Here is a 14,537-nt window from a genome sequence, read left to right as displayed (position 1 = left end):
GCTGTTTTTTGCAAATAAATTTATCGTCAAACTGTGCGCACTTTATTAATGGCTTTCAAAAAACGGTGTAGTTGTTCGTTCTAGAAGCCAATGGTGGCGTTGTTAATCAAGCCATCTCGTTAATTACTTTTTGAGGATAATTGAAATGCCTATTGCATTATTTGCGTTAACGTTAAGTGCGTTTGCTATTGGCACAACAGAGTTCGTGATAGTGGGGCTTGTCCCCACCATTGCTACTGATCTTGGCGTTACGTTACCGAGTGCAGGCTTACTGGTAAGCTTGTACGCCGTTGGTGTTGCCGTTGGCGCACCGGTTCTTACCGCTCTTACGGGAAAGTGGAATAGAAAGCATGTTCTGCTTAGCTTAATGGCGCTATTTGTGGCTGGAAATATTCTTGCTTGGCAAGCGCCTAGCTACGAGAGCTTGATTCTAGCTCGCATTTTGACAGGCTTAGCGCACGGTGTGTTCTTTTCCATAGGATCAACTATTGCTACAGGGCTAGTGGCGAAAGAAAAAGAAGCCAGTGCTATTGCCATTATGTTTACGGGCTTAACCGTAGCCTTGGTTACTGGCGTACCTTTGGGTACCTGGATTGGTCAAAACTTCGGTTGGAGAGCAACCTTCCTTGTGGTTTCCGCGCTTGGCACACTTGCGCTAATAGGCAGTGCGTTGCTGGTACCGAACAATCTTAAGCAAAGTAAACCGGCCACCTTGAGTGAACAAATGAAAGTGTTGGTTCAGCCTCGTCTGGTATTAGTGTATCTAATGACGATATTGGGCTATGGCGGCACATTTACGGCATTCACCTATCTCGCTCCTATATTGCAGGAAGAGGCGGGGTTTGCGCCCTCAGCTATCAGCTTAATTATGCTGGTTTACGGTGTATCTGTCGCGGTAGGCAATATTTATGGCGGCAAGCTTGCTGACAAAAAAGGCCCAATCCGCGCGTTAACTATCATCTTTTCAGCCCTTGCGGTCATCTTGTTTGCCCTGACGTTTACCATGGGCAGTAAAGTTGCCGCAGTGATCACCGTTTTAGTGTGGGGCGCCTTTGCCTTTGGCAATGTTCCAGGACTTCAGGTGTACGTTGTTCAATTAGCAGAGAAGTTTACCCCTAATGCTGTTGATGTCGCTTCAGGTTTAAATATCGCGGCATTTAACATTGGCATAGCAGTGGGTTCAATTCTGGGCGGTGCAATTGTAGACGGCATGCAGTTATCTGATACCGCATGGATTGGCGCAATTATTTCTGTTGCAGCGTTACTTGTTACACGTTACAGCGGCTACTTAGACAAGCGCGCACTCAGTACTGCGAATACGGCGAATAACACAACGAGCGCGTAGGGAGGTCATAATGACGACAAATACCTTTGATAAGCTAGCACAACACACGTTCTCAGTAGGTGTAGAGCTTCCGCTAGATAACGACTGGGCGCATTTCGACGCCACAAGAGGTACGCCATTCGGCGTACCTGATATGACCGAGCATCACAGCCGTATTCAACTAGCCGACAAACTAGGGTTTAAAGCAGCGTGGGTACGAGATGTGCCAGTTTATGACCCTAGCTTTGGTGATGCGGCTCAGGTTTTCGAAACCTTCACTTACTTGGGCTATTTAGCAGGTATCACAGACAATATTCTATTAGGCACAGCCGCCGTTGTTTTACCTCTTAGGCAGCCATGGCTTGTCAAAAAGGCGGCAGCAACGGTGCAGCAGCTAAGTAACGACCGCCTTATACTCGGCGTAGCCAGTGGGGATAGACCGGTTGAGTATCCGTTGTTCGATGTCGATTTTGACAGTCGCGGCGAGCACTTCAGGCAGTCACTGGAAATTGTAAAGCACGGTGAGAATTCCCTTAAGCCTGGCATGTCGCTGTTACCGCGCTCAACCACGCCGCCTTTGTACGTTGCAGGGCTCGCTCAGCAAAGCCCTCAGTGGGTTGGAGAAAATATGGACGGTTGGCTGGCGTATCCAGGTACACCGAACGAGCATGTAAAGCGCGTAGAACTATGGCGAAATGTCGCGGGCAACAAGCCGTACGTTAGCTTTATTCATCTTAATTTGGTTGAAGACGATGAAGCGCCCATAAAACGCCACCGGTTCGGGGTTGAAACTGGTGTAAATGGGCTTATCAAAGAACTCAATGCAATGAAAGAAGCGGGGGTTGATCATATTGGCCTGCACTTCAGACGTAATACGCAACCAGTAGAAGTCGCGATGCAGCGCATTGCTGACAATGTATTACCTCACTTTCATAAATAACGGAACCAACAAGGAGGCATCATGCCGAATGTAAATCAGTCACAATCTAAAATTCCTTCGCTAGGTGTAGGCACGTTTCGCTTAAAAGACGATGAAGCCTATAACAGCGTGACAATGGCACTTGAAGTGGGTTTCCGTCACATTGATACGGCGCAAATTTACGGCAATGAAGAAGCGGTAGGTCGCGCTATTAAAGACGCTATTGCAAACAATCTTGTTGCACGTGAAGACCTTTATGTCACCACCAAGGTGTGGAATGACAAGCTGAATAAAGCAAGCTTTGTGGATAGCGTAAAAGAGAGTTTGGAAAAGCTTCAACTGTCGTACGTTGACCTGCTACTTATTCATTGGCCGTCACCGGAAAACGGCGAAAGCATGGAAGAGTACCTAGGTGAATTGCTGCGCGTTAAGGAACTGGGACTCACAAAAGAAGTTGGTATTTCTAACTTTACCGTGGCACAAATTGAAGAAGCGGTGAGTATCTTGGGCGAGGGCGTTATTTCCACGAATCAGGTAGAGGTACACCCTTATCTTACTAATGAAAAAGTGCGTGCAGCGTGTGAGAAACACGGTATCACAGTAACAGGATATATGCCGTTTGCTGTTGGTAAAGTGCTAAAAGACGAGACCATCATCGCAATTGCAGATAAGCATGGTGTGAGCACTGCTGAGGTAGTGGTAGCCTGGGAGCTGGCCCATGGTTTAGTCACTATTCCATCGTCGACTAAGCGCAAGAACCTGGAAACCAATTTCAAAGCGCTTGAACTTACATTAGGCGCTGACGATATCGCAAAGATTGACGCGCTAGATTGTGGCGACCGTCAAGCTAACCCAGATTTTTCGCCTGCGTGGGACTAATTTAATGTTGCCAAGCGCCAACTGGCGCTGGCTTCATTTTTACCCACAATCAAGTAAATGTGTGGTGTCGTGTAGGCTCGAATTTGTTAAGTAGACTGTGTACTACATAAATAACGCACAGGCTAAGTGCTAGAGCTACGACTACCGATGAAAAGCGATACAGCGCACTATAAATAATATCCTGTTGTGGAGAGAGTGACTGGCCGTACAAAATGCCAAATGTGGTAAGTACGCCAAAGCCAGTGCCAGCACCACCACCGCTAAGCACATGCTGGCGGCTGATGAAAAATACCAATATCCATAAGCTGAAACTTGCGAAAAACAACGTGTCACTGTAGTTGAGCAAAATGAGCTGGGCGAGCAGGGCAAGATTACATCCAATTAGCGTGCCCAGCGCTCGCTGCCAGCCACTCAATGTGGCTCCTTTCCAACACAGTGGAAAAAGAATCAATACACTTGCTGCTTGTGCTGATATCGAATCTACTAAGTCGAAGGTTTGAAATACAGCAAACGATAGCGTGGCGACAGTGGTGCATAATATGACTTCGTGGCGAATACTTGCTTTATCTTTTGCCGCTTTGGGCAAAGGCGTGCGCGGCTCCTCATCGGGAAAAACAATATGCAAAGCGAATGCAATTATCAATGCCAACAGAATTGCACCGATGTTTGAAATCACTAATGCGTAGATATCTATTCCATCGCTGCTGTAGCTGGCAAAATGTAGCTGCAGCGAAAGTCCTACAAGGGAAAACGCACCGAATAAATACAGCGTACCTTTACTCATTTGCCAAAACAGAAAAGCGAAAGTGATGGCGATTAGCGGCGTGATCAGCAATGGGTGGCTTCCGAACAAGCCGTATACCACTAAAACAGCCGCCGCCGGAAAGATAGTTGCGGCAAGAAATTGTCGAATAATGTGACCATTTAAAACGGCTACCAGTCCAAGCAACAAAATAGGGTACAAGGTAAAAAATATCGGATTAGGCCAATCCAGCGCTTTCGATATAGCAAAGCCCAACGTGGCGCCGGAGGCGATCCTAAGCATCTGCTGGACATCATTTTTACTTAGCTGTGAATCCATAATTTAAGTCTAATAAATGAAGTGCAGCAGGCTTATAAAGTGAATTTGAATGTTCGCTGCCACACTTTCAATAGGGTTGTCTGGAACTATCTGCACGGTAGCGCGAGCGCCACTGGTGAGGTGGCTTAACGATATTTCTTGTTCTTCAAGCTTAATGTGGACACGTTGGCGCTGTGCATCTCGTACCCATCGATTCGACTTTTCAACGCTTGCAAGGGTGCCGTTGGCGGCAAGTTGGCCGTCGCTTACACCAGCTTCAAATTCTTCCACTTTAGCTTCAAATACTTTACCCGGTAGTGCATCAAAAACGACGTTAGCGCGAATGCCTTCTTTTACATTGGCGAGTGATTTCTCTCGAAAATCTGCAACCACATCTAGCGTGTTATCGACAACTGAGGCAAGGGGCGTACTTTGTTTAGCATAAGTGCCTTGAGTTACCTGCATGTTTGCCATTATGCCGTCATGCGGTGCTTTAATTTTGGTATAGGCTAAGTTCAACTCTGCCCGTTTAACCGCATTTACCGCTTCTAGATATTTTAGGTTTTTGTCACCTTGCTCACCTCTTGCAACAACTTGCTCGTTTAGATCGGCTTCAAGCGCACTAATTTCAGCTTCAGCGCTTTTAAGTTGCGCGTACGCTTTGTCCACGTTTTGTTGAGATACCGCTTTAGTTTGAACTAAGGAATTGAGTCGTTGAAATTCACTGTTGCGTTCGTCGTAAACCGCCGATGCAGCCTCTATTTTGGCTCTAATCGCTTCCGCTTTCGCATCTATCTGAGCATTCTCTAACTCCACATTTGCCAAATCAATTTGCGCCTTTTCAAGCGCAATTAGGTAAGGTGTCTCATCTATAACAAATAAAACCTGCCCTTCCTTGACGGTTTGGTTATTTTTGACAAGCACCTCGTTTATCGGCCCATTTATCTGTGGAGAGATTTGCGTGACCTGATGATAGACTCTCGCCTGTGGTGTCATTGGCATGCGTATATCTGCAATAATAAAGTAGATAAAACAGATGGCAAAAGCGACTAAAGCCAGCTTTATATACCTAGCAAATTCCTGATCTGGTGTTCGTTGACTCACTTAAGTGACTCCAATAATTTTGCGGCATTAACTTCAATTTTTTGAACACATTTAGCCATAATGCGTAACTCTTCTTCAGATACTCCTGCGTACACTTCATCTCGCAGCGCCATCAATGTACTTTCGATATCATTCATTCGACCTTTGCCCATATCTGTGAAGTAAAGTAAGCGACTTCGTTTGTCGTTAGTATCGGTAACGCGTTTGATTAACCCGGTAGTTTCGAGCTGTTTAATTGTGCGAGTTAAGCTAGGCATTTCTATTTCCAAGCTTTCAGCCACCATCTGTTGCGTACAGCCCTCACCAAGTAATGACATGTGAATCATTACGCGCCATCTAGACTCTGTAAGGTCGAGATGAGCGACCGATTCAGTGACAGTTCTTCTGCACTTTTGCGCAGTGCGGGCAAAAAGCGCAATAAGTTGAAGTGGCATAGGTTCTGAAAATGACATGTAAAAACCGTTGATTTACTTAGCATGCTAACTATTTTATTTGTTTAGCATGCTAAGTAAATGGCATTGAGATGAGAAAGAGATTTTGCAAGTTGAGCGCTTACAGTGAGAAGAGTGTCAGATACAAATATAGGTTAGTGTATGGCTAAATATTCAGACTTCGGATAAGTGGGCATTGAGCGCTAAGTGAATGAGTTATTTACAAAACGAGGCCAAAAAAAAGCCGTTTATCAAAAATAAACGGCTTTTTGCTTAGGTCCAAAGGGAGATTTGGATTTAGAATTTACCTCGGAATGAAGCAAACCAGTTTGTACTAGTGTCGTAAACAGTTGGATACGTGTTACCGTTACCAAGAGCTGGACCTGCACCAGAGTATATTGGAGGTTGCTCGCCAAGAAGGTTAAGAACACCCATAGTTAGTTCTATGTTATCGCTAACGTAGTAAGTACCAGAAAGGTCTAGGTAGCTGATAGCTCTAAAGCCAGTTTCTAGAGTATCACCCTCATCATCGTTCTGTGCTGAGCCGAAGTATCTCCAAGTAGCAGTAAGATCAATATCTAGGTTGGTATTCCAGGTTGCCATAAATCTATGACGATACTCTGGGCTAGGGGCGTCACATGCGTTACCGAAGAATCCAGCACATTCAACAGGATCTCCACCTGGAAATGGTACAGTACTGTTTTCGTCCAGCATCGTTGATGCATAGTCGAAACGTACGTCACCCATCTCTGTTTTTAGGCTGTAGTTTATTTGTAAATCAACACCAGAGGTTGCAAGTGATGCAATATTAAGGTTCGTTTGTTGGAAGCCAACACCAAACGTACCAGCAGCTAGTGAGCCCGCTGAAGAACGTGTAATAAGGCTACAGAATGTCGGGTCACCACTATCTAGACAGTTGTCGAAGATAGTTTGTGCTGGGATACCTGAAGCAATGGCGTCGTCTACTTCGATATCGAAGTAATCCACGCTAATTGAAAGGCCTTCTATACTTGCTGGAGTAAATACAACACCAAAGGTTACGGTATCTGCAGTTTCTGGATCTAGGTTCGGGTTACCACCTGTTAGAGACTGTGTTTGACCCGAGATTACGTCAAGGATGTTGCCGTACTGATCTGCTGTTACACCAGTGCGAGCACAAGTTTCAAGTGAAGCAATTGGGTTGGCACCCGCACACGGGTCATACAACTGCTCGCCGCTAGCATCGGTACCCGCTGGGCTTAGGTTAGGTAGCCCTGTATTTTGACCAGTGTATAGATCAATTACGTTTGGAGCACGAACCGCACGCTGATATTGCGCACGAAGTTTCACGTCTTCAACTGGCGTCCATGATAACTGGTAGCCGTAGGCATTAGTGTCAAAACTGTTAGACGTGCCGTTACCCGCTGTGTCGTAGTCAGAGAAGCGATACTGCGCGCTAAACACTAACTCTTCAGCGAACTCTGCGCCAGAAATAAGGGGTATTTGAACCTCGGTAAAGAATTCACGAACTTCAATCTTACCTTCTACTGCAAGCGTTGCACCGCCTACACCAGTGAAGCCACCACCTTGAATTTGGCTAATTTCATCTGGTGATGACGCTAGTTCGTCTTTGCGATATTCAACACCGAATAAAATGCCGATACCGTCATCTGCTGTAGGAAGCTTGATGCCGTAGTCGCCTAAGTTTGCTTGGATATCCGCGCCGAATACTTTTTGCGAAGTTTCACCGTTTACAATACCAATACCTTGAATGAAGTCTAACTGAGCTTGCGTCACAGAGCTTTCACCACCAGGACGTTGGAAGATGTTGTAAGGTACACAGCCACCAGATTGGTCAATACATACAACGTTACCATCTTCGTCAGTGGTTGCTAATAGCGCTTGCTGTAGGTTAGCGACGACGAAGTCGTTAGTTGCTGAGCTTTGATCTCGGGTTTCTGAAATTTGACCAAATACGTTCCACGCCCAAGTGTCATCAATGAAACCGTTCAGGCCACCAACTACTCTCCATGCGCTATTCTCTAGACGAGAGTTACGCGATCCACCTTCAACGTTACGGTGAGATGCAGTGATGCCGCTAACGATTACATCGTTGGCAATATCATCAGCCGAGCAACCAAAAATATCAGTGAACGCTAAACCGCTGTTTCCTTGTATCAGTGGGTTTCCACAGTTGATGTCGTATGCGCCAATACCAAACGAGGCACTTGGAGCAATCTGAGCGTCACTGGTGTTGTTAATATAACCGAAGTCAAGATATGCTTCCAAATTCTCGCTTATCTCATAGTCGCCTTTAGCGTACAGGTGATAACGCTCAGAAGGGCGCTGGAAGAAGTTAGTAGCACCAAAGTTATAGGTTTGACTTGGGCCACCAGCGTAAGAAATGAGATTTCCGTTTTCCTCTTGGAATGCAAAACCGCCAGGACCACCAAACAGACGGAAGTTAGCTGAACCTACACAACCAAACCCTTCGAAGCTTGATGAGCCATTGCTCTGTCCTAATGTACATGCTGAGAAAACTCTATCAGATTGAATGATTTCTTGGCGGTCTTCATATGAAGCATAAACAGTGACATTGCCTTTACCATCAGCAGATGATGATCCAAACATAGCGTAAATTAGGGTTTCATCGCAGTCCATGGTTGAACCTGGAACAGGCTGATTGGCTGCGTTTAGCACGCCTTCATACAGACCATTATCGTTGTCAGCATAGTTTGTGCTGAACTGACCACCAAACTCGACACCTTCAAAGTCGTCGCGAAGAATAAAGTTTGCAACACCACCAACCGCGTCAGAACCGTATACCGCTGATGCACCACCAGTAAGGATGTCAACGCGCTCCAACATTTGCGTAGGGACTAGGTCAACGTTGGCTGCGCTGGTACTCGAAGAGCCATATGGAAGACGTTTGCCGTCAATAAGTACTAGTGTTCTATTCGCACCTAAACCACGAAGGTTAAGTGTTGCAGTACCCGTTGAACCATTTGAAACTTCTGATGCTTGACCTGCGAAAACCTGCGGAAGCACGTTAACGAAATCTTCTACACGTAAGTTACCGCGAGCCGCTGCTTCGGCACCTGACACACTTAAAACAGGTGTGGCCGCTGCAACATTGGGATTTGAAAGTAGACGCGAACCTGTAACTTCGATTTTCTCAACGGTTTCTTTTTCTGATTCGTCTTCTTGGGCGTAGATATTGGCAGAAAATGCCATGGATGCAGCAGCGCCAAACGCGCAGGCCAGTCGTACCGACTTGGCCAGTTAGTGGTTTGAAAACATTCTAGTCTCCCTTGACTTTGATTTTTTTATTTAATTATTTTTAGTGTGTTTTTTGAACACATAATATTCTTCGCATAAATTTTGAATATTTTCAATAGAATGTAGCCCCAAAGTTTAAGAAACTGTTTTTTTGAAAGTTTTGTTGATATTGAAGGTAGCATTAGAAGTGATGTGGCGGAGTTTTCCACTGCGAAAAACAGAGCGCTTAACGAAATTCTCCATTTCAACACGAGCAAAGTACGTACTGTAATTTCGCTCTACTGTTACGCCCAGTAAAATGCTAAAATCCGCCCAATTAACTACCAAGCCGTATCAAGCGTTTTATCGCAATACTAAATTTGCGCGGAAAAGCATTGCTTATCCGTTACAAAACGCGCCTGTAAGTAATTGGTTTACAGGGATAATAGATAACGAAGATAAGTATTGATGTCAGATAAGAAGCTTCTAGAAGAGATTAAAAAGCGACGTACGTTCGCGATCATATCGCACCCGGATGCGGGTAAAACCACCATTACTGAAAAAGTATTGTTGTTCGGACGCGCCCTACAAACTGCAGGTACCGTAAAAGGTAAAAAGTCAGGTCAGCATGCTAAATCTGACTGGATGGAAATGGAAAAAGAGCGTGGGATCTCGGTAACCACCTCGGTCATGCAGTTTCCATATAACGAGCACTTAGTTAACCTGCTGGATACTCCCGGACACGAAGACTTCTCTGAAGATACCTATCGTACGCTAACAGCCGTTGATTCATGCCTTATGGTTATCGACGCCGCAAAAGGTGTAGAAGACCGGACTCGAAAGCTAATGGAAGTTACCCGTCTGCGCGATACGCCGATTGTAACTTTCATGAACAAGCTTGACCGCGATATCCGCGACCCTATGGAACTGCTCGATGAAGTAGAAACCGAGCTTGATATCCTGTGTGCACCAATCACTTGGCCAATTGGCTGTGGTAAGAGCTTTAAAGGTGTATATCACCTTCACCGCGACGAAACTATTTTGTATCAAAGCGGCCAGGGTCATACTATTCAAGACGTGCGCATTATCAAAGGGTTAGATAATCCTGAGTTAGATACTGCAGTAGGAAGTGACCTAGCTGAAACCTTGCGTGACGAGCTTGAGCTTGTACGCGGTGCATCTAACGAATTCGAACAAGATCTTTTCTTGGAAGGCCAGCTAACGCCAGTATTTTTCGGTACAGCATTAGGCAACTTTGGTGTTGATCATATGCTTGACGGTTTGGTTGAGTGGGCACCTGCGCCACTTGGCCGCGAAACCGAAGAAGGGACTATCGAAAGTACCGATGGTAAGTTCAGCGGCTTCGTATTTAAAATTCAGGCCAACATGGACCCGAAACACCGTGACCGCATCGCGTTTTGTCGTATTGTTTCGGGCAAGTACGAAAAAGGCATGAAAATGCGCAACAGCCGTTTAGGTAAAGATGTGCGTATTTCTGATGCATTGACCTTCTTGGCTGGTGACCGTTCACTGCTAGAAGAAGCCTATGCCGGCGATATCATCGGCTTGCACAACCACGGTACCATTCGCATAGGGGACACCTTCACGTCAGGCGATAACTACCGCTTTACGGGTATTCCAAACTTTGCGCCTGAGCTATTTAAACGCATCCGCTTGAAAGATCCGCTTAAGCAAAAGCAGCTGCTTAAAGGGCTGATCCAGCTTTCTGAGGAAGGGGCGGTACAGGTGTTTAGACCGCTTGCCAACAACGATTTGATTGTGGGCGCAGTAGGTGTGCTTCAGTTTGACGTAGTTGTCGCTCGCTTGAAAGCCGAATACAACGTAGACGCGCTTTATGAGCATATTAACGTGAGCACTGCCCGCTGGGTTTACTCTGACAATGAGAAGAAGCTTGATGAATTCCGCCGTAAAGGTGAGCAAAACCTTGCACTAGATGGCGGCGATAACTTGACGTACATCGCACCTACTATGGTGAACTTACAGCTAGCGCAAGAGCGCTACCCTGATATTCAGTTCAAGAATACGCGCGAAAATTAAGCTAATAAAGATTAAACAAAGACACAATATATTATGAATATACATGCACTATTAGTTAACCGTTTCACTGAAGCTCTACAAGAAATGGGCGTAGAAAATGCGCCGGTGCCAGTTTCGCGCAGCGCTCGACCTGAATTTGGTGAGTATCAGTTTAACGGCGCGATGGCGCTAGCCAAGCAGCTTAAGCAAAAGCCGCGCGATATTGCAGAAAAAATTGTTGAAACTGTAAAGCTCGACGATATTGCCAGCAAGCTAGAAGTGGCTGGCCCTGGTTTTATCAACGTGCATTTAAATGACGAATGGCTGTCTAATCAATGTGAGTTGTCGCTAACCGACCCACGTTTAGGTATTGCTAAGTCAAAAGAACAAAACATTGTTGTTGATTACTCATCGCCTAACCTGGCCAAAGAAATGCACGTGGGCCACCTGCGTACTACTATCATCGGCGATGCTGTGGTTAAAGTACTTGAGTTCTTGGGCCACAATGTTATTCGTCAAAATCACATGGGCGACTGGGGCACACAGTTCGGCATGTTGCTTGCGCACCTTTCAGACAAGCTACAAGATGAAGTGGCTGAAACTGCGCTCTCTGATCTTGAAGACTTTTACCGCGAAGCCAAAGTTCGCTTTGACGAAGAAGAAGGTTTTGCCGACCGCGCCCGTGAATACGTAGTTAAGCTGCAGGGTGGTGACGCTCAGTGTCTGGCGCTTTGGGAAAAGTTCATTGACGTGTCTATTGCTCACTCAGAAGAAGTGTACGACAAGCTAAACGTAAGCCTGACCCGTAAAGATATTATGGGTGAGTCGGCTTATAACGACGATTTAGCCAACGTAATCAGCGATCTTAAAGCGAAAGGCCTTGCAGTAGAAGACCAAGGTGCGCAGGTAGTATTTATACCTGAGCTTGCTGATAAAGAAGGTAATCCTGCGGTTTACATCGTTCAAAAGTCGGGTGGCGGCTATTTATACGCAACGACAGACCTTGCGGCAATGCGCTATCGCAGCGGCAAGTTAAACGCTGACCGTACGCTGATTCTTACTGACGCTCGCCAGGCGCTGCATTTCAAACAAACTGAAATTGTGGGCCGTAAAGCGGGCTTTATGAAAGAAGAGCAAACTTACGAGCATTGTCCATTTGGAATGATGCTAGGCAGTGACGGTAAGCCATTTAAAACCCGTACTGGCGGTACGGTTAAACTGGTCGAATTGCTTGATGAAGCCGTTGAGCGTGCGGGTAAACTTATCGCAGAGCGTGACAACGATTTAAGCGAAGACGAGCTTAAAGAAGTCGCTCACAAGGTGGGTATTGGCGCTGTGAAATACGCTGACCTGTCTAAAAACCGCACAACTGATTACATGTTTAACTGGGACTCCATGCTAAGCTTTGAAGGTAACACCGCGCCTTACCTTCAGTACGCCTATACCCGTGTGAAAAGCTTGTTCAGAAAAGCGGGTGTGGATATGGCCACCATGCCAGTAGATATCAATATTGCTGAGAAACAAGAGCACGCGCTAGCTGTATTACTTATGCAGTTTGAAGAGGTGATTGGTACAGTATCTCGTGAAGCCACGCCTCATGTACTGTGTACTTACCTCTATGACGTAGCTTCAGCATTTATGTCATTCTACGAAGCCTGCCCAATGCTAAAAGATGGTATTGAGCCAGCGGTGCGTGATAGTCGTTTAGCCTTGTCAGCTTTGGTTGCCAAGACGCTAGAGAAAGGATTAACCCTACTTGGTATTGAAACACTAGAAAAAATGTAGTGTTCGCGGTACAACATAGTTATTGATATTGAAAAGGCTGACAATGATTGTCAGCCTTTTTTTATGCAAAATAAAGAACGTCAAAAATACATTGTCCGTTTGCGCTAATCATAATCCTTACTTCTCGATTAGAACCGATGGCGTAATAAATTCTTATAAAGTAAACGATAAAGACGACTCAAATTAACGACAGGAAACTCAAATGACTAAGATCCTTGCATTTGCAGGTAGTACCCGTAAAGGTTCATTCAACCAAGCTATTATGAAAGTTGCAGCCGAAGGCGCACGTGAAGCTGGAGCAGATGTTACCGTTATAGACCTAGCCGACTTTCAAATGCCGCTGTTTAATGAAGATGAGGAAGCCGAGTTTGGCATGCCTGAAAAAGCACAGGCGTTCAAAGAGTTGCTAATGAGCCATGATGGTTTTCTTATTGCCTCGCCAGAATACAACTCAAGCTATCCAGCATTGCTAAAGAATGCCATTGACTGGGCATCGCGCATGGGGGAAGGCGAAAAGCCATTACAAGCCTATCGCGGTAAAGTAGCCGGTATTATGGCTGCGTCTGCTGGCGGGCTAGGCGGCATGCGCGTGCTGGTGGTACTAAGAATGTTGCTTGAAAATCTAGGTACTATGGTATTGCCGAACCAAAAAGCTATCGCGAAGGTAAATACGCTTATGGAAGGCGGCGTAATAACGGACGAGAAAACCATTAAGCAGCTTAAAAATTTGGGTAAAGAAACCGCTGAGTTGGCTGATAAGCTAGCTTAAGATATAGGAGCAGGGTAGCTAGAGAAAGCCGTCGGCACTCTAGCTTTGCATGCCGCAGTTTTTGTATCCATGCTAAATAAATATATTTTTGAAATTGCCTCGATTAAATGGGCGATATCTAACACGACACACAAATAGCACCATCAAGCCCCTTCATTGCCAACCTTAGAAAAACAAGTTTAGTTCACAATACGGCATAAAAACCGACCCCATGGCCAGTCGTCAATAGTGTCTTGATGTCATAGCCTAGCTAAGTGCATTTGCACATTACTTTACTTGAAAAAGGAGCTTTATTGTGGAAGAAATTAACATTAACGAACTCAATGACGTCGCAGGAGCAGGGATTATTGGCGATATCATGTATGGTATCGGTTACGGTGCTGGCTATGCAGGTGGCTATTTCTACAGCCATGTAATGACGTCAAACCGTTGGTTAGACGATGTCGCTGAATTCGTACTACCTTAAGGAACTATGCTATGGAAGAGTTAAGTCAAGAAGAACTAATCCAATGTAGTGGCGGTTACTTAGGACGTGTATTGACCTATATGACTTTGGTTGATCTGGCCTATGATTTCGGCAGAGGGCTCGGCAACGGATTCTACGATGGTGCAAACGAGCCAGAAATTCCTTAGTGTTGATTGAGCAGGCCTTGGTCTGCTCCTTTAACTTTATGTAAATATGGACAAGGCAAACAATTATGGACAAAAAAAAATATAGCCACGTAGCATTTTGGTTTCTTGCGGCAATCAATATTATCTCTCTCTTTGAGAGTATTATCACGAAAGAAGGGGGGGCGCTTTTAACAGAGCCCGAGTTTCAAAACTTACTTTTACTCGCAATTCTTCAAAAGCTTACAAGTGTAAAAACATCGAGTGCAGACGATATTATTTAACGTGTTATGTTTCGAACCCTTTACATTAACTTGGTGCCCCGTGCTGAAGAAAGCCGCTAAATCGAGAGCGGCTTTTTTGTCATATTTCCTAGCCAATTT

The 14,537-nt window shown here is 45.4% G+C and carries 13 protein-coding genes; 9 read left to right on the top strand and 4 right to left on the bottom strand.

The features are described 5' to 3' along the window. Positions 1-145 precede the first annotated feature (145 nt). The 3 genes from RJ41_RS16025 to dkgB are packed head-to-tail and all read left to right on the top strand — an operon-like array spanning position 146 to position 3,122. Entirely contained in the window at positions 146-1,345 is a 1,200-nt protein-coding gene (locus tag RJ41_RS16025; RefSeq protein ID WP_014948716.1) for an MFS transporter, read from the top strand. A gap of 10 nt (positions 1,346-1,355) precedes the next feature. Then, a complete protein-coding gene (locus RJ41_RS16020) occupies positions 1,356-2,264 on the top strand; it encodes a TIGR03571 family LLM class oxidoreductase (RefSeq protein ID WP_039222931.1) in 909 nt (302 codons plus the stop codon). A 21-nt stretch (positions 2,265-2,285) separates the two neighbouring features. Next, entirely contained in the window at positions 2,286-3,122 is an 837-nt protein-coding gene (gene dkgB, locus RJ41_RS16015) for a 2,5-didehydrogluconate reductase DkgB (protein ID WP_014948718.1), read from the top strand. Positions 3,123-3,171: 49 nt separating this feature from the next. On the opposite strand, the gene RJ41_RS16010 is transcribed toward dkgB, so the two are convergent. The 4 genes from RJ41_RS16010 to RJ41_RS15995 form a co-directional block, all read right to left on the bottom strand. Beyond that, positions 3,172-4,203, bottom strand: a complete 1,032-nt coding sequence (locus RJ41_RS16010) for a DUF2955 domain-containing protein (protein ID WP_039222929.1) — start codon at positions 4,201-4,203, stop codon at positions 3,172-3,174. Between the two features lie 9 nt (positions 4,204-4,212). Further along, a complete protein-coding gene (locus RJ41_RS16005) occupies positions 4,213-5,286 on the bottom strand; it encodes an HlyD family secretion protein (protein ID WP_014948721.1) in 1,074 nt (357 codons plus the stop codon). After that, positions 5,283-5,738: a MarR family winged helix-turn-helix transcriptional regulator gene (locus tag RJ41_RS16000; RefSeq protein ID WP_014948722.1), complete on the bottom strand. Its 456-nt coding sequence runs from the start codon at positions 5,736-5,738 to the stop codon at positions 5,283-5,285. Before RJ41_RS16000 ends, RJ41_RS16005 begins: the two co-directional genes overlap by 4 nt. A gap of 276 nt (positions 5,739-6,014) precedes the next feature. Further along, entirely contained in the window at positions 6,015-8,930 is a 2,916-nt protein-coding gene (locus RJ41_RS15995) for a TonB-dependent receptor plug domain-containing protein (RefSeq protein WP_240485816.1), read from the bottom strand. A gap of 492 nt (positions 8,931-9,422) precedes the next feature. Here RJ41_RS15995 and prfC point away from each other — a divergent pair, with 492 nt between their 5' ends. The 6 genes from prfC (at position 9,423) to RJ41_RS15975 (ending at position 14,438) form a co-directional block, all read left to right on the top strand. Further along, positions 9,423-11,012: a peptide chain release factor 3 gene (gene prfC, locus RJ41_RS15990; protein ID WP_039222927.1), complete on the top strand. Its 1,590-nt coding sequence runs from the start codon at positions 9,423-9,425 to the stop codon at positions 11,010-11,012. A 33-nt stretch (positions 11,013-11,045) separates the two neighbouring features. Beyond that, positions 11,046-12,776, top strand: coding sequence for an arginine--tRNA ligase (argS, locus tag RJ41_RS15985; protein WP_039222925.1), 1,731 nt, complete (start codon positions 11,046-11,048; stop codon positions 12,774-12,776). A gap of 202 nt (positions 12,777-12,978) precedes the next feature. Then, a complete protein-coding gene (locus RJ41_RS15980) occupies positions 12,979-13,545 on the top strand; it encodes an NADPH-dependent FMN reductase (protein ID WP_039222923.1) in 567 nt (188 codons plus the stop codon). Positions 13,546-13,840: 295 nt separating this feature from the next. After that, on the top strand, positions 13,841-14,011 hold the full coding sequence (locus tag RJ41_RS19120) for a hypothetical protein (RefSeq protein WP_156964788.1): 171 nt from the start codon (positions 13,841-13,843) through the stop codon (positions 14,009-14,011). A gap of 11 nt (positions 14,012-14,022) precedes the next feature. Next, on the top strand, positions 14,023-14,178 hold the full coding sequence (locus RJ41_RS19115) for a hypothetical protein (protein ID WP_156964787.1): 156 nt from the start codon (positions 14,023-14,025) through the stop codon (positions 14,176-14,178). A 65-nt stretch (positions 14,179-14,243) separates the two neighbouring features. Beyond that, a complete protein-coding gene (locus RJ41_RS15975; RefSeq protein ID WP_039222921.1) occupies positions 14,244-14,438 on the top strand; it encodes a hypothetical protein in 195 nt (64 codons plus the stop codon). Positions 14,439-14,537 lie beyond the last annotated feature (99 nt).

This window comes from Alteromonas marina (genome assembly GCF_000808575.1).
Lineage (GTDB): Bacteria > Pseudomonadota > Gammaproteobacteria > Enterobacterales > Alteromonadaceae > Alteromonas > Alteromonas marina_A.
Note: the sequence above shows the minus strand (reverse complement) of the source record. Positions and strands in the feature narration are given on the sequence as shown.

Excerpts from the sequence above, each read along its gene's own strand:
- RJ41_RS16025 (WP_014948716.1), top strand. The coding sequence starts at position 146 with ATGCCTATTGCATTATTTGCGTTAACGTTAAGTGCGTTTGCTATTGGC.
- RJ41_RS16020 (WP_039222931.1), top strand. The coding sequence starts at position 1,356 with ATGACGACAAATACCTTTGATAAGCTAGCACAACACACGTTCTCAGTA.
- dkgB (WP_014948718.1), top strand. The coding sequence starts at position 2,286 with ATGCCGAATGTAAATCAGTCACAATCTAAAATTCCTTCGCTAGGTGTA.
- RJ41_RS16010 (WP_039222929.1), bottom strand. The coding sequence starts at position 4,203 with ATGGATTCACAGCTAAGTAAAAATGATGTCCAGCAGATGCTTAGGATC.
- RJ41_RS16000 (WP_014948722.1), bottom strand. The coding sequence starts at position 5,738 with ATGTCATTTTCAGAACCTATGCCACTTCAACTTATTGCGCTTTTTGCC.
- RJ41_RS15995 (WP_240485816.1), bottom strand. The coding sequence starts at position 8,930 with ATGGCATTTTCTGCCAATATCTACGCCCAAGAAGACGAATCAGAAAAA.
- prfC (WP_039222927.1), top strand. The coding sequence starts at position 9,423 with ATGTCAGATAAGAAGCTTCTAGAAGAGATTAAAAAGCGACGTACGTTC.
- argS (WP_039222925.1), top strand. The coding sequence starts at position 11,046 with ATGAATATACATGCACTATTAGTTAACCGTTTCACTGAAGCTCTACAA.
- RJ41_RS15980 (WP_039222923.1), top strand. The coding sequence starts at position 12,979 with ATGACTAAGATCCTTGCATTTGCAGGTAGTACCCGTAAAGGTTCATTC.
- RJ41_RS19115 (WP_156964787.1), top strand. The coding sequence starts at position 14,023 with ATGGAAGAGTTAAGTCAAGAAGAACTAATCCAATGTAGTGGCGGTTAC.
- RJ41_RS15975 (WP_039222921.1), top strand. The coding sequence starts at position 14,244 with ATGGACAAAAAAAAATATAGCCACGTAGCATTTTGGTTTCTTGCGGCA.